At 61.2% G+C, this 21,015-nt stretch carries 19 protein-coding genes and 1 pseudogene; 15 read left to right on the forward strand and 5 right to left on the reverse strand.

From position 1 onward, the window contains the following. Window positions 1-359: 359 nt before the first annotated feature. On the reverse strand, window positions 360-1,394 hold the full coding sequence (locus tag C7450_RS29155; protein WP_170147503.1) for a mannonate dehydratase: 1,035 nt from the start codon (window positions 1,392-1,394) through the stop codon (window positions 360-362). 25 nt (window positions 1,395-1,419) lie between these two features. Further along, window positions 1,420-3,111 carry an SMP-30/gluconolactonase/LRE family protein gene (locus C7450_RS29160; RefSeq protein WP_170147504.1) on the reverse strand — a complete coding sequence of 564 codons (1,692 nt, stop codon included), beginning with the start codon at window positions 3,109-3,111 and terminating at the stop codon, window positions 1,420-1,422. A 184-nt stretch (window positions 3,112-3,295) separates the two neighbouring features. On the opposite strand from C7450_RS29160, the gene C7450_RS29165 reads away from it, so the two are divergent. The 6 genes and pseudogenes from C7450_RS29165 to C7450_RS29190 all read left to right on the forward strand — a co-directional run. Then, the gene (locus tag C7450_RS29165) at window positions 3,296-4,138 is read left to right on the forward strand and encodes a carbohydrate ABC transporter permease (RefSeq protein ID WP_110378003.1); all 843 of its coding nucleotides are present in this window, start codon (window positions 3,296-3,298) and stop codon (window positions 4,136-4,138) included. Further along, a complete protein-coding gene (locus tag C7450_RS29170; RefSeq protein WP_110378004.1) occupies window positions 4,135-4,971 on the forward strand; it encodes a carbohydrate ABC transporter permease in 837 nt (278 codons plus the stop codon). The genes C7450_RS29165 and C7450_RS29170 overlap by 4 nt, the downstream gene beginning before the upstream one ends. Before the next feature lie 8 nt (window positions 4,972-4,979). After that, window positions 4,980-6,077, forward strand: coding sequence for an ABC transporter ATP-binding protein (locus C7450_RS29175; protein WP_110378005.1), 1,098 nt, complete (start codon window positions 4,980-4,982; stop codon window positions 6,075-6,077). Then, a complete protein-coding gene (locus C7450_RS29180; protein WP_110378006.1) occupies window positions 6,074-7,243 on the forward strand; it encodes a mandelate racemase/muconate lactonizing enzyme family protein in 1,170 nt (389 codons plus the stop codon). Before C7450_RS29175 ends, C7450_RS29180 begins: the two co-directional genes overlap by 4 nt. Window positions 7,244-7,264: 21 nt before the next feature. Then, on the forward strand, window positions 7,265-8,560 hold the full coding sequence (locus C7450_RS29185; RefSeq protein WP_110378007.1) for an ABC transporter substrate-binding protein: 1,296 nt from the start codon (window positions 7,265-7,267) through the stop codon (window positions 8,558-8,560). Window positions 8,561-8,600: 40 nt separating this feature from the next. Then, a pseudogene (locus tag C7450_RS29190) lies at window positions 8,601-8,981 on the forward strand (GMC family oxidoreductase N-terminal domain-containing protein); the annotation flags it as partial. 208 nt (window positions 8,982-9,189) lie between these two features. On the opposite strand, the gene C7450_RS29195 reads toward C7450_RS29190, so the two are convergent. Further along, window positions 9,190-9,606: a hypothetical protein gene (locus C7450_RS29195; protein ID WP_110378008.1), complete on the reverse strand. Its 417-nt coding sequence runs from the start codon at window positions 9,604-9,606 to the stop codon at window positions 9,190-9,192. Window positions 9,607-10,211: 605 nt separating this feature from the next. Here C7450_RS29195 and C7450_RS29200 point away from each other — a divergent pair. Genes C7450_RS29200 through dhaK form a run of 5 tightly spaced genes read left to right on the forward strand, consistent with a single transcriptional unit; the run spans window position 10,212 to window position 15,032 of the window. Continuing rightward, window positions 10,212-11,066 (forward strand): MBL fold metallo-hydrolase, encoded by an 855-nt coding sequence (locus tag C7450_RS29200; protein ID WP_170147505.1) that lies wholly within the window; start codon window positions 10,212-10,214, stop codon window positions 11,064-11,066. After that, the gene (dhaL, locus tag C7450_RS29205) at window positions 11,050-11,694 is read left to right on the forward strand and encodes a dihydroxyacetone kinase subunit DhaL (protein WP_245450205.1); all 645 of its coding nucleotides are present in this window, start codon (window positions 11,050-11,052) and stop codon (window positions 11,692-11,694) included. Before C7450_RS29200 ends, dhaL begins: the two co-directional genes overlap by 17 nt. Beyond that, entirely contained in the window at window positions 11,691-12,077 is a 387-nt protein-coding gene (gene dhaM, locus C7450_RS29210; RefSeq protein ID WP_110378010.1) for a dihydroxyacetone kinase phosphoryl donor subunit DhaM, read from the forward strand. Before dhaL ends, dhaM begins: the two co-directional genes overlap by 4 nt. Before the next feature lie 8 nt (window positions 12,078-12,085). Next, window positions 12,086-14,008, forward strand: a complete 1,923-nt coding sequence (locus C7450_RS29215; RefSeq protein ID WP_110378011.1) for an HPr family phosphocarrier protein — start codon at window positions 12,086-12,088, stop codon at window positions 14,006-14,008. A gap of 34 nt (window positions 14,009-14,042) precedes the next feature. After that, window positions 14,043-15,032 carry a dihydroxyacetone kinase subunit DhaK gene (dhaK, locus tag C7450_RS29220; protein ID WP_110378012.1) on the forward strand — a complete coding sequence of 330 codons (990 nt, stop codon included), beginning with the start codon at window positions 14,043-14,045 and terminating at the stop codon, window positions 15,030-15,032. 85 nt (window positions 15,033-15,117) lie between these two features. Here dhaK and dctP read toward each other — a convergent pair whose 3' ends face one another. Together dctP and C7450_RS29230 are read right to left on the reverse strand one after the other, a co-directional pair. Then, window positions 15,118-16,140 carry a TRAP transporter substrate-binding protein DctP gene (dctP, locus tag C7450_RS29225; RefSeq protein WP_110378043.1) on the reverse strand — a complete coding sequence of 341 codons (1,023 nt, stop codon included), beginning with the start codon at window positions 16,138-16,140 and terminating at the stop codon, window positions 15,118-15,120. Between the two features lie 104 nt (window positions 16,141-16,244). Next, the gene (locus C7450_RS29230) at window positions 16,245-17,120 is read right to left on the reverse strand and encodes a hypothetical protein (RefSeq protein WP_110378013.1); all 876 of its coding nucleotides are present in this window, start codon (window positions 17,118-17,120) and stop codon (window positions 16,245-16,247) included. A 92-nt stretch (window positions 17,121-17,212) separates the two neighbouring features. On the opposite strand from C7450_RS29230, the gene C7450_RS29235 reads away from it, so the two are divergent. The 4 genes from C7450_RS29235 to C7450_RS29250 all read left to right on the forward strand — a co-directional run bounded on the left by C7450_RS29235 (window position 17,213) and on the right by C7450_RS29250 (window position 21,004). Further along, a complete protein-coding gene (locus C7450_RS29235) occupies window positions 17,213-18,091 on the forward strand; it encodes a beta-keto acid cleavage family enzyme (RefSeq protein WP_170147506.1) in 879 nt (292 codons plus the stop codon). A gap of 88 nt (window positions 18,092-18,179) precedes the next feature. Continuing rightward, on the forward strand, window positions 18,180-18,791 hold the full coding sequence (locus C7450_RS29240; RefSeq protein ID WP_110378015.1) for a TRAP transporter small permease: 612 nt from the start codon (window positions 18,180-18,182) through the stop codon (window positions 18,789-18,791). Next, the gene (locus C7450_RS29245; RefSeq protein WP_110378016.1) at window positions 18,788-20,068 is read left to right on the forward strand and encodes a TRAP transporter large permease; all 1,281 of its coding nucleotides are present in this window, start codon (window positions 18,788-18,790) and stop codon (window positions 20,066-20,068) included. The genes C7450_RS29240 and C7450_RS29245 overlap by 4 nt, the downstream gene beginning before the upstream one ends. A gap of 18 nt (window positions 20,069-20,086) precedes the next feature. Continuing rightward, a complete protein-coding gene (locus C7450_RS29250) occupies window positions 20,087-21,004 on the forward strand; it encodes a beta-keto acid cleavage family enzyme (RefSeq protein ID WP_110378017.1) in 918 nt (305 codons plus the stop codon). The last annotated feature ends 11 nt before the right edge of the window (window positions 21,005-21,015 follow it).

The following is a 21,015-nucleotide window of genomic DNA, read 5'->3' on the forward strand; positions in this document are numbered from 1 at the left end:
AAGTGAAGACGGGCGAGTTTCCCCAGCCGGTGCGTCTGGGAGGAACAACGGCCTGGCGCGCGGAAGAGATTTGGGAGCTCATTAACGAGCGGAACCCGCCCGCGAAGACAAAACGCTGACACCAGCTTGGCAGAACGGCTTCAAAGACCCTTGCATGACACCCGGCCGTCAGGAATACGGTCTGTACAATGGGCGAAGATATCCGCTTCAGTGCATTTCACGTAAAATGCACTGAGAAAGAAAGCCGTTACTTGGGAGGTGTGAGATATCGAGGCATTGCGACCTATCGGTACGATATTGATCCTAGGGTTGCCAGGGCATGGCGATGTCTAGGCAGCTGTAACCCCCGGCTTTGTCGCTTAGGTCTCGTGCGAATCCAGCGCCCTGCACAGTCCTCGTAGATAGCCGGTAGAAAAAGCCCGGCCACGATGCCCCCATGGCGTGTCATGCGTCATCTGAGGGACATGATCGTCGATCACGAAGCCTCCGAAGCTGTTGCGCTGGAGTATTTTCAGGATGCGAACGATATCGATGTCGCCCTCATCGACAAAGCACTCCGCAAAACTGGGAACTGAGCCCTTGATGTTGCGGACATGAAGGTACTTGACCCGATCCTGACCGACGAATTCCTCAAGCGCGTCGTAAACGACGCTTCCCCCCATCTGCCCCCAGGTTCCGACGCAGAATGTGAGCCCGTGATTTGGACTGGACCCGATGCGTAGGGCCTTACGGAAGCCGTCCAGACTATTCATGATGCGCGCCACGCCGCCAAGGGCAGAGACCGGCGGATCATCCGGGTGCAGGGCTAGACTGACCCCAGCTTCTTGGGCTGCGGGAAGGACGCGCGTGATGAAGTATTCATAATTCTCCCACATCTCGGCTTCTTCGAAGACGCGGCCATGCGTGTTTGGGGCGAGGTGAGCCTCATCCATGTCGAACGCGGTGACGCCTGCGCGACCTCTCGCCGGCCTGGCGGTCGAGGTGCGCCAGACCAGGTTCGGTGCAAAATGATATCCAAGGATCCTGATGCCTGCACGCCCGAGATTGAGCAGAGTCTCGCAATAGTTGTCGATCTGTTCGTCGCGACCTGGCGCACCCGTCAGAACCTTGTCGTAGAAGTGGTAGGGAACGTTCTCGATCGACTCGAGCCGCAATCCGAAATCCTCAACGCGCCGACGCAGATTGACGAGATCCATGAAGTCCCATTTCGACGATTTGGTAAAATCGGCGGGGCCGTAGGGATAGTGTTTTCCCAGGAAATTTCGCCATGAGGGAGTGGAGAAATCCGGACGGTTGACGGTGATGCCGGAGACGCCGAGTTGGCTGCAGAAGGCCAGGTCGTCCGGTATGAGTTCCTTGAATTGCCCGACGGCGACTCTGAAGGTCAGCGGCATGGCAGTCTCCCTTAATTGCTCTTGGCTAGCCGGCGAACTTCGCCTGGGGGCGGCCTTCGACGGCCACATCGAGCTTGAACACGCTGCCGCTGAGCGGCCAGATGTCGAGCTCGGTTGCCGACATCCTGATGCGCGATGAGGTGACAAACAGCGTTTTGAGGTCGCTTCCGCCAAACGCCAGGCTGGTGGGCCTGAGCACCGGGATCGAAAAGCGGGCGTTGATTTCGCCTTGTGGCGTGATCCGCAGGACCTCTTTCCCGTCCCACATAGGAATCCAGAGATGATCATCCTTGTCGACGGCTATTCCGCCCGGCACCGCGCCATTGTCCGGGAACTGAACGAGGACGGAAGGATCGGAGATGTCGCCGCTTGCAACGTCATATCGGTACGACAGAATCCGCGAACGAAAGTTGTCAACCAGATACATTCTATCGCCCGCGACGTTCCACTCCGGGCCGTTGCAGACCGAAACCCCGGTTTCCATGGTCTTGAGTGAAAGGTCGGGGTCGAGTCTATACAGAGCGCCCTGGCCGGGCTCGCGCTGCATGCTCATCGTGCTTACCCAGAAGCGTCCGGAGGCATCGCATTTGCCGTCGTTGAAGCGGTTCTGTGGTTTGGCGGCCTCGGGATTTGCGATCGGCGTGATCTCTCCGCGGTCGGATATGAAGGCAAGCCCTATCTGCAGAGCGGCGAGTATGCCGCCATCTTTCCGCAATGCGATCGACCCGACTAGGCCCGGAAGCGGCATCGTGGTTACGGTTCCGGTTTGCGGATTCCCTATATGGATCGCTGGCCCGAGAATATCGACCCAATAGAGGCGGTTCGTGCGGTCGCACCAGAGCGGGCTGTCGCCGATGAACGAAGTGCTGGGGAAGACGCAGGACATCTGATTGTCGTGTGTCCTGTTCATCCTGACGGGTTCGGCTTCGGGGTGCCCGCCCAGGTGTCGTAGCGCCGTCGTTATGCGATTGGCCGCCGCGATCAGTTCAGGCCCCAATTCATGGCAACGGGCAACGGAAAGACGGTCGGCAGCCCCAGCTATCCCGATGGCCGCAATCGGCTGGTTGCGATGATCGAGTATCGCAGCAGCAGCAGCGTTCTGACCGGCCTCCAGTTCCTGATCCTCGACCGCGTATTGCCGTTCGCGAACCAGCCCCAGCTCATGCTGGAGCGCAGGCAGGTCAGTGATCGTCCGAGGTGTATATGCCGTCATCGCATGCACACCGACCAGGCGCCGCAGCTCGGAGGGGTCGAGGCAGGCCAGGATGGCTTTGCCGCCGGCCGTGCAGTAGGCGGGTTGGCGTCTGCCCCTCATGTAGTAGAGGCGCACTTCCTGCAGCGAACCACGCTCATCGATGTATGCGACCTGGAAACCCTCGAGCGCAACAATGTAAGCGTTGACACCTGTCAGCTTGCGCAGGTTCTCCAGTTCGCGCGTGAAGGCGCCGGAAAAGTCGATGCGCTCCCATATCCTGCCGGCAAGATCGACCAGGCGCATGCCGAGCCAATAGGTCCTTGCCGAGGGATCGTACTGGACGAGGCCCGATTCGGTGAGCGCGCTCAGCATGCGATGCAGTGTCGCCTTCGGCAGGCCGCACAAACTCATCAAATCCTTGAATCCGAGGGGGCGATCCGCGTCGGCGATGACGTCAAACACCGCAAGCGCCTTCAGGGCCGTGCCCGCATAGACGTTGCCCGCCTTCGATGACTTTTCCATTTCTGAACCCGGCCTCTCCCAATCGGGCGTCCATACAAAAAAACTTGACATTCCGACAGGGATATTTCATCTCAATAAAGAAAACAAGCATCTCATTTATTGAGACCAATCGGGGAGGCAGTTTGTGAGGATTTTCCCCAGCCTTCGAGGGAAGGGGGCGGACGACGGCGGTGAAGCCTTCGCTATGAGGCTTGTCGCGCCCGCTCTGCTGATCGAGTTCCTGTTCGTGTTTCTCCCGCTGACCCTGGGCGTCTATTACAGTGTCCATACGGTTCGCTACTTCCAGGTCGGCGCGTTCATCGGCCTCGACAATTACGTCGGCGTGCTGACCTCACCGGCCGTACGGAACAGTTTCGTGGTCACAGCGATCTTCGCGCTTGGGTCGTTGATCCTGACATTCACGGTTGGGTTGGCGCTCGCTCTTCACCTGGAGCGGGATGGGCGGATGCAAGTCTTCATGCGGGCCGTCGTGCTCGTGCCCTACATCATCTCGATGCTGGTCGGTTCCCTGCTCCTGCGGTGGGTCCTGTCCCAGGATTCCGGGGTGCCACAGGCCGTTCTTGGACCATTCGGCTCGTCCGGGTTCAGTATCTTCGCGAATTCGACGTCGGCGATGGGCGCGTTGACGTACAACGCCATGTGGCGGGATGCTGCTTTCGCGATGATCCTGTTGCTTGCAGGCCTGAAGAGCATTCCCCTTGAGCTCTACGCAGCCGCCCGCGTCGATGGCGCCAGCGCCTGGTATCGGTTTCGTCGGCTGACGCTGCCGCTGTTGAAGACGCCGATCCTGATCACGATCGTGCGTCTTCTGATGCATTTCATCAACTCACTCACCTTTCAGTTGATCCTGACCGGGGGCGGACCGGCCAACACGACGGAGACGATAGCGCTTCGAACGTTCCGGCTTGGATTCGAGGACTATGCCCTCGGCCGCGCCAACGCGCTGTCGTTCGTCATGTTCATTTTCAACGTGATCCTGATCTCCGTCCTCATTCACCTCTTCAAGCCGGGGGAGAAGCTGAGATGAGCTACAAACGAGCCATCCTCGCCCGCGGACTCGGCACGTTCGTGCTGAACTGCGTGATTGTGTTCTTCGCGCTGGCCCCGCTTCTTTGGGGGTTCAGCTCTTCGATCAAGCCGACAGACCAGATCTTGAAGGTGCCGCCGGAGATCATTCCGTCCGAGGTGACGTTTGCTCACTACAGGACACTGATCGAAAACGATGTGTTCCGCTATATGGGCAACAGCGCGATCGTGTCGGCCGCGACGGTGTTGCTGTGCCTTGGCATCGGTACGTTCGCTGGATATGCGCTATCCCGATTTGCGTTTCGCGGCCGCAATTTCGTGATGGTCGTCGTGGTGACGGTGATGTCGATCCCGATCGCCGCGCTACTCGTTCCTACCTACACATTGATTGCCAACATCGGATTACTTGATACGCGGACCGGGCTCGTCCTGCTGTACACGGCCTATGAGCTGCCGATCGTGATCTGGATCATGCTCGGGTACTTCAACACGATCCCGCGCCAACTCGAGCATGCAGCGATGATCGACGGTTATTCGCGGTTCGAGACTTTGCGCCGCGTCATCCTGCCGCTGACCGGCCCCGCCATGATAGCATCGGGTCTGTTCGTCCTCACGTCGGCCTGGAACGATTTCGTCGTAGCCGTCGTCATGACCTCGGGCCAGGCCGTCCGCACGCTGCCGGTGGCCGTCTACTTCTATCTGGGTTTCTTCGGGCGTGAATGGGGTCCGCTGCTCGCGGCCTCGATGGTGTCGATGGCGCCGATCATCCTGATCTTCATCCTGTTCCAGAAATACTTTGTCTCCGGTGTGACCGGCGGCAGCGTCAAGGGTTGAGGTAGCTTATGACCGAGGTTCGGTTCTCACACGTTCGCAAGTCATTCGGTTCCGTCATTGCCCTCGCAGGTCTGGATCTGGACATAAAATCTGGTGACTTCGTGTCGCTTCTTGGCCCATCCGGCTCAGGAAAGACGACGACATTGAACCTGCTGGCGGGCCTGCATGCGGCGGATTCCGGCGACATCCTCATCGGCGACAAGCGAGTCAATGACCTGTCTCCGGACAGGCGCAACATCGCAATGGTTTTCCAGAACTACGCGCTCTATCCGCATATGACAGTCTTCGAGAACATCGCTTTCCCACTCCGTGCAAGGGGCCGTGGTTTCGCCGAAGCCGAGATCCAGAAAAAGGTCAAGGGTGTTGCGGAGAGCCTTGGCGTCGCCTCGCTGCTGGCGCGGTACCCGAAGGAACTCTCCGGAGGCCAGCAGCAGCGTATCGCTCTCGGACGGGCCATGGTGCGCGAGCCCGGCGTCTTTCTCCTCGACGAACCGCTGTCGAACCTCGATGCCCGGCTTCGCATCAGGATGCGACGCGACATCAAAGCCCTTCACGACCGTATCCGGTCGACGATCGTCTACGTGACGCATGACCAGGCCGAGGCGCTGACGATGTCGACAAAGATCGCAGTCTTCGACCAGGGAGAACTGCAACAGTACGGTTCGCCGAACGAGATCTATCATCGCCCCTTAAACATGTTCGTGGCGAATTTCGTCGGCGAGCGGGAAATCAACTTCATCGCGGGTCAGTTACAAGCAGTGGAGGGAATCCCGACTTTCATCGCTCCTGGGCTGTCGCTGCCCGTCAACGCCGAAGAAAGGTGGTGTTCCCTTGAACCGCGGGATGCGGTGTTGGGCATCCGCACTGAGGCGATTTTTGCCCGACCGACGGCCGGTTCCGAAACAGTAGGACTCGTCGAGCAGGTGGAACTGGTGGGTCCGGAACTCGTCGCCTACGTCAAGATCGGTGAATCGCAGCTGTCATGCCGTGCCGAGCTGAGCTCCGAATTGCGCTCCGGCGATCGGGTTCACCTGACTTTTGATCCAGCGCATTTCCATTTCTTCGACCCGCAGACAACGGCTTCGCTCGCCGGAAGCACGAAATGACGACCATGAAGATCACCTCGGTAACCGCCCGATACCTGAGCTGTCCCATTGCCGTCGCCGATCGCAACGTCAGTGATTTTGGTGCCATGGAGCGCTTCACAACCGTGCTCGTCACCGTGGAGACGGACAAGGGCGTCACTGGTGTCGGCGAGACACGGGCAGGCGGGTTGCCGGCAGCCGACAAAAGCATCGCTGCGATCATCAACGAGGAGCTCGGCCTACGCCTTATCGGCCGCGATCCGTTGGACATAACGGCGATCTGGGAGAGCCTTTATAATGGCCAACGTGCCGATATGGCGGCGAAGGCCGGCAGGGCATTTCCATCGATTGCACGGCGCGGATTGAGCGTCTGCGCGATGAGCGCGATCGATATCGCGCTGTGGGACATTCTCGGCAAGGTCTGCGGCCAACCCGTGTGGCGTCTCCTTGGCGGCAAGGCGAAGGATACGCTGCCGATCTATGCGTCTGGCGGATGGTCGGATGCCGCTGGGTTGGAGCGGGAGGTGACCTCATATCTGCGGAGCACGGGAGCGCGCGCCGTGAAGATCCGGGTCGGCGCAAGGGATGGAACCGTCGATACCTCAATTGAGCGCGTGAACGAAGCGCGTCGAATCGTGGGCCGCGATATCGACCTCATGGTCGATGCTCACGGCACCTATAGCGCGGCAGAGGCAAAGCGGTTTGGGAGAGAAGCGCGAGAGGCGCGGCTTCGCTGGTTCGAGGAACCGTTATCCGGCGACAATAAGGGGGCATTGCCGGACGTGAGAGCCGCGAGTTTCTGTGCCATCGCGGCCGGTGAGAATGATTTCACACGGTTCGATTTCCTCCCCTATGTCGATGCGATGTCACTCGATGTCTTCCAGCCGGACCTCGGTGTCTGCGGCGGAATTACCGAAGCGATGCGCATTGCGGGGCTGGCAAGCGCCTTCCAGATAGAAATATCCCCGCATGTCTGGTCTGGAACCGTCATGGCAGCGGCCAGCGCGCATTTCGCGCTGGCCTGTCCCCAGACCACGATCTTCGAGGTTTCGGCCGCATCCAATCCCATGCTGGAGCAATTGGGTCGCGGGGGCTTCGAATTTTCGAACGGCATCATGTCCATATCCGACGGACCCGGTCTGGGACTCGTCCTGGATGAGGATTTTGTCGCTCGTTGTGCAACGTGAACAAAAAAGGGAGGTACTGAAATGAATGCACAATGGATCGAACGGTCACTCTCTGGCCTGTTACTGGCAAGCTGGTTGGTGACGGCTTCGACGGCTTCTGCCCAGACGACCCTCACCATGTGGAGCTTCCTGGATCCTGCGAAGGACACGCCGCGTGAGCGTGTGCTGCGCGGTCTCATCGAAGAGTATGAAAAAAAACATCCCGGCGTGAAAATTCGAGTCGAGCCGCAAGTCTGGAGCCAGATTGCGAACAAGTTCACGATCGCAGCAAGCAGTGGCAGGGCGCCGGACATCGCCTGGGTCAACTATCCAAGCCTGGTGCTCCCGCTCTCGGCCGGCATCGCGGCCGACCTGAAGGCGACGGCCTTCGGCAAATGGGATCAGAAGGAATGGGACGACTACGTAACGACGGCCCCATTTGACGCTGTCACGCAGGACGGCAAGATCCTTGCGGCGCCGATCATGCTCCTGTCGAACACGCTCATTTATCGCAAAGACCTGTTCGAGGCTTCGGGCGTGACGCCCACCGATGTCGGCACCTGGGACGGACTTTTGGCTAGCGCCAAGAAGATGACCAAGTCGACGGGGGGCAACACGACTTGGGGTCTCGGGATTCCGCTGTCCAGGGATGGCGCGTCCCAGCCACTCCTGGCAGTGGCGATGGCGGAACTGCAGCCCAAGCTGTTCGACGCTAAATGTGTCCCCGACGTCTCGACAGAAGCTGGCATAAAAGCTTTGAGCATGGCGGCCAACCTCGTGAAAGAGGGCGCTGTTTCAAAAGAGTCGCTTGTGCAAACCAGTGATGACAGCCAGGAGTTGTTCATCGGCGGTCGCCAAGCCATCACGGTAGCCGGAACATCGCGGGTCGCTAGCATCCAGCAGAAGGCTGTATTCGACAAATCGCAGGTGGGCGTCCTTCCCTGGCCAAGCTGGACGCAGGGCAAGACGGGCCCATATATCCTTGATGGCTGGACGGCCGTGGTCTGGAAGGGATCGCCCAATGTCGCGCAAGCGGCCGACTTCGTATCCTATATGGTCGGCGCCGAAGCCTCTGCAAAATGGACCGTTGAGGGGGGACAGGTTCCCTTTAGAAAGTCCGTTTTGAAGTTGCCCGCACTCGCTAGTCCCGAACTGGCATGGATGAAGGCTGTCGCCGAGGGTTGGGGAACGAACGCCACCTTCCTGCCGCCGCAGTGCAATGTCGGTGCCTTCTATGGGGATCTGAACCTGGCGGTTCAGAAGGTGGTAAGGGGAGACGCAACCGCAGCCGCCGCCTTAGCCGAAGTCGTCGAGGAAGGTCGGAACCGAGCACAGTAAGTGGTCGGGACGTTCGCACAGTCTATTCGGGTGCAGCATGATCTGGGATTACATCGTCGTTGGTGGCGGGACAGCCGGTTGCGTTCTTGCAAACCGGTTGTCGGCGGACTCGAATGTCAAGGTTCTGCTTCTGGAGGCAGGGCGAGATCTGCCGCCCGGCCAGGAGCCGTCCGAGATAAACGATCTTTATCCCTATGCTGCGGCGTTCAACAGGAAGAATGCCTGGGAGGACCTGAAAGCGACTTTCGCTCCCGTCCCGCACAACAATCCCGGCGCCGTCAAGCCGAAGAGCTATATCCAGGCGCGGATCATGGGAGGCGGCTCGAGCATCAACGGCCAGATGGCTAATCGGGGCACGCCCGCCGACTACGACGAATGGTCTTCCCTGGGTGCGGCGGGCTGGGGATGGGCGGACGTTCTTGATCACGCAGTCCACGGGCGCGCTGCCATCGGTGCAATTCGGCGTTAGCCATCGCCACCCGTCCCGGACCGATTCAAAGCGAGACAAACCAGTGCGCAGCGAGGCAGAACGAGTCGAAGAATGTTTTGAAATGGCTCGTTCACATCTGTGCACCTGTGGATTCCATCTGGCGTAACACTGGCGCCCTTGGCCTCGCGAATTCATTATCTCAAACGAAATGCCGCAAACTGCGGGCGAAGTTCGCGACATAGCGCTCCAGAGCCTGTTGCTTGCTCTTGTCTGCCAGTATCGGCACCTCGACCTTGATCGTCTTGAATCGAACCTCTTCCTCGTCCTGGCTGACCAGCTTCGGCGCCCGATTCGGATGCGCTCCCTGATAGAAAGTCATGAAAAGATGCTCCTCATCCGCTGTGAAGTGGCACAGCCGGAAAAGAGACGCCAAATGCTTGACCGGGATGGGGGTCGCGTCCGCCGGGTTGGTGATCTGCGAGATGAAGCTCTTGTGTGTGCTGAGTTCCTTCGCGAGCCGCAGGCGAAGGCCTGAGGGGTTGCGATCAATAATATTTCGCAACAGCGTCTTGTAGGAGGCGACATAATCGTCGCGCGAGAGCGGCTCGGGTGCCATGGAATCGTCTCTGGTTTAGCGAGCCATTGGGGCCTCTTTCTTACTAAACCTTGTAGCCTCGTTCTTCAACCGAGAGGGAGCATCTTGCCAGTCAGGGCCGTGTCCGTATCCGACAATGCTGTGGGCGATGGGCACGGACCACGCAACGCCTGCAAACGGGAGGAGGAACGATGTTGAGAACTACCTGCCTGCCTTCAAGGTGCACGCATAAGGAGGCCGCTCGAGATCAAGCGGGCACAGTCATGCGTCCGGTCCGCGCTGGCGTCGACGAGAGCGGTAGCCTGGCCGAGGCGTCGAGAGTCGTGAGCCCGCCTTCAGGATTAGCTGCGCAGATCGGCTCTGCGGACGATTTTTCCTTGTGAAAGTTTGCTTCGGGAACTAAACTCAGTTTAGAATATTGAGGTGCTGCACGACCTCGGTTTCGGCAATTGATGCTGCGGTGCCGGGCCGCCGCTGAGTGGAGGAAGCTGCGTGGCAGCCGGACGGGGAAAGCCGGCGGGGCGGATGCTTCATCAGCCGCTTTTCGAGCGCTTGGCAATTCAATCACTTGGCTATTCAGTCACTTGGCAAACTGTAATGGCGATGGCCATAAGGGAGAGGCGCTGTTGAAGCTCGATCTCGGCGGAGCTCAAATCCATGTGGTGTCGGACGGAGACATGCATCTCGGCCCTGCCGTGGGCCAGTATCTGAACGCGCCGGACGAGGATGTCCTCGAGAGCGTCGGGATGGGCGGATGCACGGATGGGCAGTTCGTCATCGCGCAGAACTGCCTCGTCGTTTCCCGGGGTGAGCGCCTGGTCCTGATCGATACGGGCGTGGGTCCCAATCCACTGTTCGGCCCGACGACGGGAAAGCTCCTGGCCAATCTCGCGGCGGCCGGAATAGACCGGGCAAAGATTACCGATGTCATACTGACGCATCCCCATCTCGACCATGCAGGCGGGGTCGCCATCGCGGAGGGCCACCCGGCTTTTCCGAAGGCGCCTATCTATGTGAATGCGGCCGATTTTGACTTCTGGACCGATATCTCTTCGGCCCCCTCGGGCTCCTTCCTTGCGCCGATTATCCGCGGCGTCGGCGATGCGCTGCTGCCGTTGCGAGAACGGATCGTATTCTACCAGCCAGGCGAAGAGCTCGTGCCTGGCTTTACCGCGGTGAGCGCGCCCGGCCACACCACGCATCACTGCGCGATCGCCATTCATGACGACGATCAGGTCGCGCTGATCTCCGGTGATGCCGTGCATCACCCGATGCAGGTCGCGAACCCGCAATGGGAGTTCCATGGCGATGCGGATGGCGTGCTCGCCGCCCGAACGCGAGCCCGATTGTTTGACATGGCGGCGACCGACAATATGGTCTTCCTCGCGTTTCACTTTGCCTATCCGGGGGTAGGCCGCATCGCGCGGCACAGGAACTCCTACACTTTCAACCCCGTACAAGCCCGTGTCGCAGCACTCTGACGCTTCCTTCCCGGATCTTTCGGCGGCGATCAAAAGGCGGCTGATCGAGCACGTTTGCGAAACGATCGAAGAGCATGCCGAGGAGCTGACGCGCCTCGACAAGGCCGTCGGCGACGGAGACCACGGGATCAACATGTCTCGTGGCGTCCGCGCGATCTCCGCGGAAACGGAGCAGCTTGTTCAGCTTGAAACGCCGAGAATATTGCAGCGTGTCGGAATGATCCTGGTCATGAATATCGGCGGCGCAGCCGGGCCGATTTTCGGCACGTTCTTCATGACGCTCGCCAAGGACTTCAGAACAGCGCGGGACCAAGCGTCGCTCGCGCAGATATTCGAGGCAGGCGTCGAGAGCGTTTGCGCTCGCGGAAAATCCCGCCCGGGCCAGAAGACGGTCATCGACGTACTGGCTCCGCTGAGCGGCTTGCTGCTCTCGGGTAAGCCGCTCAGCCTCGCCGCCTTTTCCGAGGCCGCATCGGCCGCGGCCGAGGCGACGATCCCACTGCAGGCGCAAAGGGGGCGGGCGTCCTTTCTCGGAGCACGCTCCATTGGCCATCTGGATCCCGGCGCACGCTCAGCCGAACTGATGATAAAGGCGGTCTGCTCGGTCCTTGCAAAGGAATGCAAATGACGAATGTAAGCATCGTGCTGGTGTCCCACTCAGCCAAGCTGGCTGAAGGAATTCGCGAAATGATACATCAGATGGTCGGCGACAATGTGCAGGTTGCGGCAGTGGGAGGCAATCTGGTCGGCGATCTGGGAACCGATCCTAAGCGCATCCGGGGAGGCATCGAGGAGGTCTGGAGCGATGCCGGCGTGGCGATCCTCGTCGATCTGGGGGGAGCGGAAATGAACTCCGAGATGGCGATCGAAGCCCTTGAGCCGAGGCGGCGCTCCAAGGTCGTGATCTGCGATGCCCCGATCGTAGAGGGGGCCGTGGTGGCAGCGACCGAGGCATCGGGCGGTTCATCTCTGGCCGTGGTCCGTGCGACGGCCGAGGCCGTGGGACGCTGAGCGCTGTCATGACATGTTATCGGCGAGGGTCGGTTCTCCTGACGAACGCAATCGGGCTGCATGCGCGTCCGAGCGTTCGCCTCGTGCAGATGGCGCGGCAGTTCGACGCCGATATCGAGATCGCGACGGACCCGAAGGGGCCGTGGATCGATGCTCGCAGCATCGTCAAGCTGATGCGGGTGAGGGCTCGGCGCGGCACCACGCTTCACATCCGAACGGCCGGGCCGGATGCTGCGCGCGCGCTGGCGTTGGTCCATTCATTCGCTGCAGGCGGCTTCGACGGACAGCCAGCCGAGCCGGCGGCGGGCGAGTTGATAATCATCGGCAAGTCCGCCTCGCCCGGGCGCGCGCATGGCCCGGTCCATGTATTGCGCTCCGCGCAGTCGTCGAGCCGAGCACGCAATGGAGATGGCCTGCAGGTCCTTCGGACGGCGATCGAGTCGGCAACGGCGCAATTGACCGAGCTCATGGCCCGGTCGCATGACGATGGGCTTCAGATCCTGAGCTTCCAACGCGAGTTCCTGCGTGACGAGACGCTCATGGGAGGTGCTGCGGCCTCCATCGCCGCCGGAAAGGATGCAGCGGACGCCTGGACCGAGGTGGTACAGGCCGAGATCGATGGCTATGAGCAGTCGGACGATGAGGATTTTTTTGCCAGAGCTGCCGATCTGAGGGATCTGAGCATTCGCGTGACGGCCTTGTTGAACGGGACGATGTCACCTGACCCTGTGCCCCCTGGAAGCATCGTCTTTGCTGACGAGGTGCTGCCATCACAGTTTCTCTCCGTCGATTGGCGACAGGGGGGTGCCCTGGTTACCCGGCGCGGCAGTCCGCGCAGCCATGTCGCGCTTCTGGCCCGCTCTCGCGGCGTGCCGATGATCGTGCAGGCGGCGGGGCTGCCGGATAGGCCGGGCGAAACAGCACTGGTTGATGGAAATAACGGAATCGTCGTCATCAATCCGGAGAGAAACCACGCACTGCCTGCCCAGGCAAAAGCAACGGCTGGCGCAGGCCGCATGCCCGCTCGTCCGACGGTGTGGGAGAATAGCACCGGTGGGCAGGATGAGTTCAGGTTGCTCATCAATGTCTCCGGTGCGGACGAACTTTCCGGGATCGACCCCGTGATCTGCGACGGGATAGGTCTCGTCCGCACCGAGTTCATGTTCATGGGCACGGCCCTGCCTTCGGAAGAGGAGCAGCTCAACGCATATTCCCTGATCCTGCGTTGGGCGAGGGGGCTGCCGGTCACGATCCGGACGCTGGACGCAGGCGGCGACAAGCCCGTCGCGGGCCTCTCCCTTGGCGGAGAAAGCAATCCCTTTCTCGGCCTGCGGGGTGTCCGATTGGCGCTGGCCAACAGAGATGTTTTTCGCGTTCAGCTTCGTGCGTTGCTGCGGGCGGCTGCCGTCGGCCCCCTGCGGGTCATGATCCCGATGGTGACCATGCCCTCCGAGCTCGAGGCTGTGCGAGAGCTTCTCCAGCAGGAATACGCTGCGCTGAGCAGCGAGGGCGTCGCTTGCGCGCCGGTTTCGCTCGGCATGATGGTGGAGGTTCCCGCGGCAGCGCTCACGATCAAGCGGTTCAATGCGGATTTTTACTCGATCGGGTCCAACGATCTCGTACAGTATGTAACGGCCGCCGCGCGCGATAATGGCGCTGTCGGCGACGTCTATGACCCACTTAACGAAGCCGTGCTGCAAATTATAAGCTCCGTCGTTGAGTTCGGGCGTCAGTCGGGGCGCCCGGTCTCTCTTTGCGGCGATGCGGGCGCCGATCCGGCGGTTCTTCCGGCCCTTATCGCCACCGGCTTGCAGAGTTTTTCGGTCCCTGTCGACGCCGTGGCCGCCGTTCGCGCGGTTATCCGATCTGTCGCCGCAAGCCGGCAGACTCAAGTTCCACCGCAGGCTCACCCGACGGACAGCCGATCCTGAGACTGGCATTGACGACAGCCTCGCGAGTCGCACCATGAAGAAGCTCATCAATAGGCCCGAAGACATCGTCGCGGAGAGTCTCGAAGGGCTGGCGATCTCCCATTCCGACATCCTGGTGGTGCAACCCGGCGCCAGGTTCGTGCGCCGCCGTACGCTCGGCCGGGGCAAGGTCGCGCTTGTGTCCGGTGGAGGTTCGGGGCACGACCCTCTGCATGCAGGCTTTGTTGGCAAAGGTATGCTGGACGCGGCCTGCATGGGCGAGATCTTTACTTCGCCGACGCCGGACCAGATCGTCGCGGCCATAAATGCGGTCGAGACGGGGGCAGGCACGCTTCTCGTCGTCAAGAATTATGATGGCGACGTAATGAATTTCGATATGGCCGCCGAGATGTGCGACCATGCCCTGCGCAGCATTCTCGTCACCGATGATGTGTCGATCCCGATCGACGGGCGCTCGACAGGGGCGCGCGGCGTTGCCGGTACGCTCATCGTCGAGAAGATCCTCGGCGCAGCGGCAGAAATGGGCTGGCCGCTGGATCGCCTCATGATACTTGGCGAGCGCTTGGTGGCCCAGACCAAGTCGATGGGAGTGGCGCTCACCTCCTGCACGGTCCCTGCCAACCGGACGCCGACTTTCGAGCTGAACGACGATGAAATGGAACTCGGCGTCGGCATACATGGCGAAAGAGGACAGACGCGCGTGAAGCTGGATAACGCCGACGCGATCGCCCGGCACTTGGTCTCGAAGGTGCTGCAATGCCTTCCGGTCTCCGAATCCGGCGATGCCCTTATTCTCATCAACGGTTTCGGAGCGACGCCGCTGATCGAACTCAACCTCATGGCGCGCTCCGTCGATCAGGCGGTACGCCATGCAGGCCTTCGGCCGGTGCGCTATCTGGTCGGCAACTATGTCACGGCGCTGGACATGGCCGGCTGCTCGGTGACAATTACGCTCCTTGATGCTGAGATCGAGGCGCTATGGGATGCCCCAGTGCATACGTCCGCTTTGCGCTGGGGCTGCTGATCCTGGGAGTTTCCGCGCGGATCGCATATCTCCCGGGACACAGCGTTGACACCGGCCGCCTGCTGCATCCCGCTCGCTATCTCCGCTACTTCTTCTGAGCCTCGGCCGCTGACTTCTCGACCGCCGCGACGAGCGCCGGGTTCAGCTGTGCCGCCCACTTCTGATAGACGGCCTTCGTCGCCTCGCGAAAAGCGGCCCGCTCCTCCGGCGTGAGCTGGATCACTTGCGCGCCCGAGGCTTCGATTTCCTTCAGCACGTGATCGTCCGTCGCCGTGAGCCCGTCGCGCTTTAGCTGCCGCGTCTTCAGGCCCTGCTCAATCGCCGCGTCCTTGACGATCTTCTGGTCTTCCGGCGACCACTGTTCCCAGACCTTCTTGTTGACCGAAAAGACCAGAGGCTCCCAGCAGTGGTTGAGCAAGGTCAGATATTTCTGCTTCAACGCAACGAGCTTGAAGATGCGAAAGCCTTCAACAGACTGGTCGGCGCCATCGATCGCGCCTGTGGCCAGGGCGGCCTGCATGTCTATCGCGCTCATCTGCGTTGGATTGGCGCCGAGCGATGTGTAGAAATCGGTGAAGAGCGGCGAGCCGATGGCCCTCAGCTTCAGCCCCTTGAAATCCTCCGGTTTGCGGATGGGGAGCTTTGCATTGGCGACGATACGGAACGCGGAATCACCCCAGGCCAGAGGTTCGATGCCGAGGCTGCGAAGCCGATCGAAGATCATGGTGCCGCCCGGGCCGGCGACGACCGCATCGGCGGTGGCGTCGTCGGGGATCAGGAAGGGCAGGGAGAAGACATTGAATTCCTTGACCTGCGGCGACCAGCTGATGCCGGCGCCGATGCCCATATCGATGACACCTTCGCGAAGCGCTGCAAATTCGCGGGTCTGTTCGCCGCCGAGCAGCATCGCGCTCGGGTAGATTTTGATGTTTATGCGTCCGTTGGTCTTCTCGCGTACGGTGTCCGCCCAGCCGTTGGCCGCCACACCGAAAACGGAATCCATCGGCGTGACGATGGAGAGCTTGTATTCCGGCTTGTAGTCGGCGCCCTTCGCGCCGCCGGCGAGGGCCAGACTTGCGACCAGAGCGGCCGCTATCTTCTTCAGCATGTCATCCTCCCACTGCATTTATTGTGTATGGCGTTGTCGACGCGCATCATGCGGCAACTGTGAAACGCTAGTTTAGTTTAGTGGTCTAGTAAAGTGCCCGCCAGTTAACTCGTCAGCCTTCCCATGATCACCGCCGGCAGGGTCATGCCTGCCTCGACGCCGAGGCGGCGTGCGCTTTCATTGACGAAGCTGACGATTCCGTTGATCCACATATCTGCGCCGCTGCTGATCTCGGCGGTATCATGGCTGATCCCGACGCCCGGGATTGCTGCCTGGTCGATCTGGATTAACCCGGCGATTCCCGCTCTGTCTTTCCCGATTCCGGCGTCATTCAACGCGACCAAGGCAGGCCTAACGCGCAAGGTCAACTCGCCGGAGGCCAGCCCGCCATTCGAGCCGGCTATCACGATCTGGTCTCGGTCTTCATCATGGATGATCGAGATGCTGTCCATAGCGACGAGCCGGCGTCCCATATTCTCCGCAAGGATTCGGCGTTCCATCGGCGAAGATTTCTGTCTCGAAGCGCCGACTGGCCTGGCCAGCCCGGCGGGATTACCGTCGAGGAAAGTCCTGAGGACCTCCCCCAGCCTGGCGCCCGGCGACATACCCGCCAGCTTGCCGCAATCATTCACATAACTGACGACGCCGTTCTCCCAGATATCCATGCCGTCGCCGATGCGGGCGGAAAGGTGGCTTACGCCCAGACCGATCACGCCAAATGCGTCGAGCTCCTTGAGGCCCGCGACGCCGGCGCCGTTCTTGCCGATCCCGGCATCGCTGCAGACAGACACGAGCGGCATGATGCGCGCGGCGTATTCGCCGGCGCTACGCCCGCCATGGGATCCCGTGACGATTATCTGGCCGGCGTCCCGCGCATCCGCGAACGACACGGAATCCATAATCGAGATGGACCTCCCATGCGCTGCATAGACCTGAATGCGCTGGGCCATTTCCAAGAGCGCATTGCCCTGCTTTTCCAATTGCCCCTCCCTGACATTGTGAAATTCGATTGACACGGTTTAGTTTACTATTATGTTGCGTTCAACAAAAAACTAAACTTCTGGGAGATTCAGTGACAAAGCCGCTGATCATCGAGTTGCGTGCAAACGAGAATGCCGGGCGCGACCCCAATCGCAATGTTCCCTGGACGCCTGACGAGCTGGCTGCCGATATTGCGGCCTGTTGCGAGGCGGGCGCCTCGATCACGCACTATCACGGAAGGACCATTGACGGCGCGCCCGCCCATGATCCGGAGACCTACGCCGCGATTGCGAGAGAGGTCCGCAGCCGATGCGATATTTTGCTGGCGCCGTCGCTGGCCAATACGCCGGGAGCTTCGGCACAGCAGCGCATCGCCAATCTCGCCCCTGGCTTCGGCAGCGCGGATTTCCTGGCGATCGAGCCGGGCTCCGTCTGCATGGACCTGTATGATTGGGAGAGCCATGCCTTCCGGTCGACCGACAGGCTCTTTCTCAACACGACCGAAACCGTGACGTTCATGGCAGATACGGCGCGTTCGGCGCGTCTCATGCCGTATGTCACGTCGTTTAACGTCAGCTGGACCCGGGCCCTGCACGCCCTTATCGACGCCGGCATCATCCAGCCACCCTTCCCGTTGCTGTTCGTCACGGGGGGGCCTGGCTTCCTGGCCGCGCATCCGGGGTCGATTGAAGGGCTGCAAGCGCATCTGACGTTCCTCGGTGCGCTTCCCGGGGTCGAATGGCTCGTCTGCTGCCATGGCGCAAGCGTCCTGGCGATGGCGGAATATGCCATCGCGCAGGGCGGCCATGTCGCGATCGGCCTGGGCGACCATCCCTATGAAGAACTTGGCCTGCCGACGAACGCCGATCTGGTGCGCCACGTCGCGGAGCTGGGCCGTCGCTACGGCCGAGAGCCCGCCCGCCCAGCCTGGGTGAAGGCGCTCTTCACGCCGACCGATCAACAAGTTTAGTTTAGTATAGAAATCGCTCTTGGATTCCTGCGCGACGGCGCTTCGTCGAGGAAGCTGCAAAAGAAGCGATCGGCAATGGGAGAGGATCATGACAGACGGCAAAAGCGCTGCCGATGCAGCCGCGCAGCCGGATGCGCCAAGTGCATTCGCGCAAGAGATCGCGGCGGGCCAGCCGCTTGATCTCGGAAGTTCCGACGCTGTCCAGCATCAGGACGCCCCGCGACGCCTCTGGTTGCCCGTCTCTGTCGAGGAGGCAACGGCTGCGGCCCTGATGGCGATCCTCGCAGTGATCACGCTGCTTAACGTTGTGACTCGCTATCTCACCAATATCTCCTTCGCATTCACCGAGGAATATTCGGTTGTCCTGCTTTTTATTCTGGTTTTTGTTGGCGTTTCGTCTGGTATCGTGAAGAAAAGCCACATCAGTGTAACCTTCTTCACGGATATGCTGCCCGAGAAGGGCCGTAAGATGGCCGAGTTTATCGGATTGCTCGCGATGATCGCCTGCTTCGTGGTGCTGGTCATCTATGGCGCCGGCGTTGCGATCGATTCCTACGAACTCGAAGAGACGTCGCCGGGCCTCGGCAATCCGCAATGGATCTATTATGCGACGCTTCCGCTTCTGTCCGCGCTCGCCTGCCTGCGGGCCCTCGGTGCCGTCATCCGGCTCGTCACCAGTCGCTCGGAGAATGCCCCGTGACGTCGACGCTGCTGTTTTCCAGCTTCTTCATCCTTCTCGCCATAGGCATGCCAATCTTTGCGGCGCTCGGCCTGGCGGGCATGATGGTCATCCTTGTCGCCGGCTTCAGCATGGACGCCGTGCCGATCGCCGTCCAGACGGCGCTGATGAAATACAACCTCCTGTCGGTCCCGATGTTCGTGCTGACCGGCGCGGTGCTCGAACGCTCGGGCGTCGCCCAGCGGTTGTTGCGACTTGCCCAGGCGATCGTCGGAACCGGGCCGGGCTCACTGGCCGTCACGGCGGTCGTCATGGCGATCCTGATGGGCGGGATCTCCGGCTCGGCCGCGGCCATCGCCGCGACGATCGGCGGCGTCATGACCTCGTCCATGATCCGCGCCGGCTATCCCCGGCCATTCATCGCGGCCGTGGTCGGGTCCGCGGCCTCCACCGACATCCTCGTGCCGCCATCGGTGACGCTTATCGTCTATTCGCTGATGGTGCCCGGTGTTTCGGTGCCCGACATGTTCGCGGCCGGTATCATTCCCGGTACGCTGGCCGGGCTGGCGCTCATTGTTCCCGTCTACGTGCTGTCGCGGGTTTATGGCTTCGGCGGCCGCTCGGACGACCCACGCCCGCCCTTCTGGGCCAGTCTGAAGGATGCCCTCTGGGGCCTGATGGCGAAGGTCGTCATTCTCGGCGGGCTGCGCGTCGGCCTCTTCACCCCCACCGAGGCGGGGGTGATCGCTGCGCTCTACTCCTTCTTTGTCGGCATCGTCATTTACCGGGCGATCCCCATGCGGCAGGTCTACGAGCTTCTGGTCGAGGCTGCCGAACTGACCGCGATCATCATGATCATCGTCAGCTTCGCCGGCATCTTCAGCTGGGCACTGAGCACCATCGGATTCATCGGACCCGTCGTCGCCTATGTCACCAGCCTGCCGATCGGCGAATACGGCGTGCTGACCATGATCATCCTGCTGCTCATTGTCGCCGGCATCTTCCTCGACGGCTTCCCGATCTTCATCATCTTCCTGCCGCTGCTGGTTCCGATCGGCCAGGCCTATCAGTGGGACATGGTGTGGTTCGGCGTGATCATGACCTTCATGATCATTATCGGGATGTTCACGCCGCCGCTCTCGGTCAACCTCATGGTGGCGGCCAAGATCGCCAATACAACCGTCGAAGCGACGACGAAATGGGTCTCGTGGATGCTGCTCTCCATGCTCGCGACCCTCGTCCTGATCATCGTCTTTCCTGAACTCGTTCTCTGGCTGCCGCGTGCGCTGGCCCATTGACCGCCACGGAGAAGAACAATGTCCACCCGCAAAGTCATCATCACCATCGCGCCGACCGGCGGCTTCGCGACCAAGGCGCACACGCCCTACGTCCCGACACAGCCTGAGGAGATTGCCGAAGACGTCCGGCGCTGCGTCGAGGCTGGCGCCAGCGTCGCCGCTCTGCATGCCCGCCGCCCGGACGACGAGGCGACCTGCGACGGTGCGATCTACCGCCGCATCAACGAGCTCGTCCGCGCGCGATGCGACGTCATCATCAACAATTCGACCGGAGGCGGCGTCAACGGCGACATGGTGTCCGGGAGCGACCGGATCACCGACGTGATTTGGTCTGAACGGCTCAAGGGCCTCGATGGCGGCGCCGACATGTGCACGATGGACGCGATGACTTTCATCGCCACCGCGCCGGACGGCCGCGAGGTGGTGATGAAGACGCCACCCTCGCGCGCGACCGCACTCGCCGAACTGATGCGCCGGAAGGGCATCAAGCCGGAATGGGAAGCCTTCAGCCCGACGCATATCCTGCAGGACGCTGCGAGGCTGATCGCCGCCGGCTACGATTCCGCGCCCTATTTCTTCAACCTCGTTTTCGGCCTTGATACGGCCTTTCAAGGCGCCCTGCCTTACACACCCAAGCTTTTGCAGATGATGATCGAGCTCCTGCCGGCGGGGGCGCTCTTCAACGTCAGCACCATCGGGCCGGACCAGTTGCATGCCATGGCGCACGCGCTGATCCTGGGCGGCCACATCAGGGTCGGGATCGAGGACAACCCCTACCTCTCGCCCGGCGTTCCCGGCACCAATGTCCAGTTCGTCGAGCGCGCCGTGCGCATCGTTCGTGAGCTCGGGCTCGAGCCCGCAACCACGGCCGAGGCCCGGGAGATGCTCGGGCTCGCGCCCGGCCGCGGCGGCGTGCGCCACGCGGCCTCTTGCTGACGGACGGGGCC

The organism is Chelatococcus asaccharovorans, assembly GCF_003201475.1.
GTDB classification, from domain to species: domain Bacteria; phylum Pseudomonadota; class Alphaproteobacteria; order Rhizobiales; family Beijerinckiaceae; genus Chelatococcus; species Chelatococcus asaccharovorans.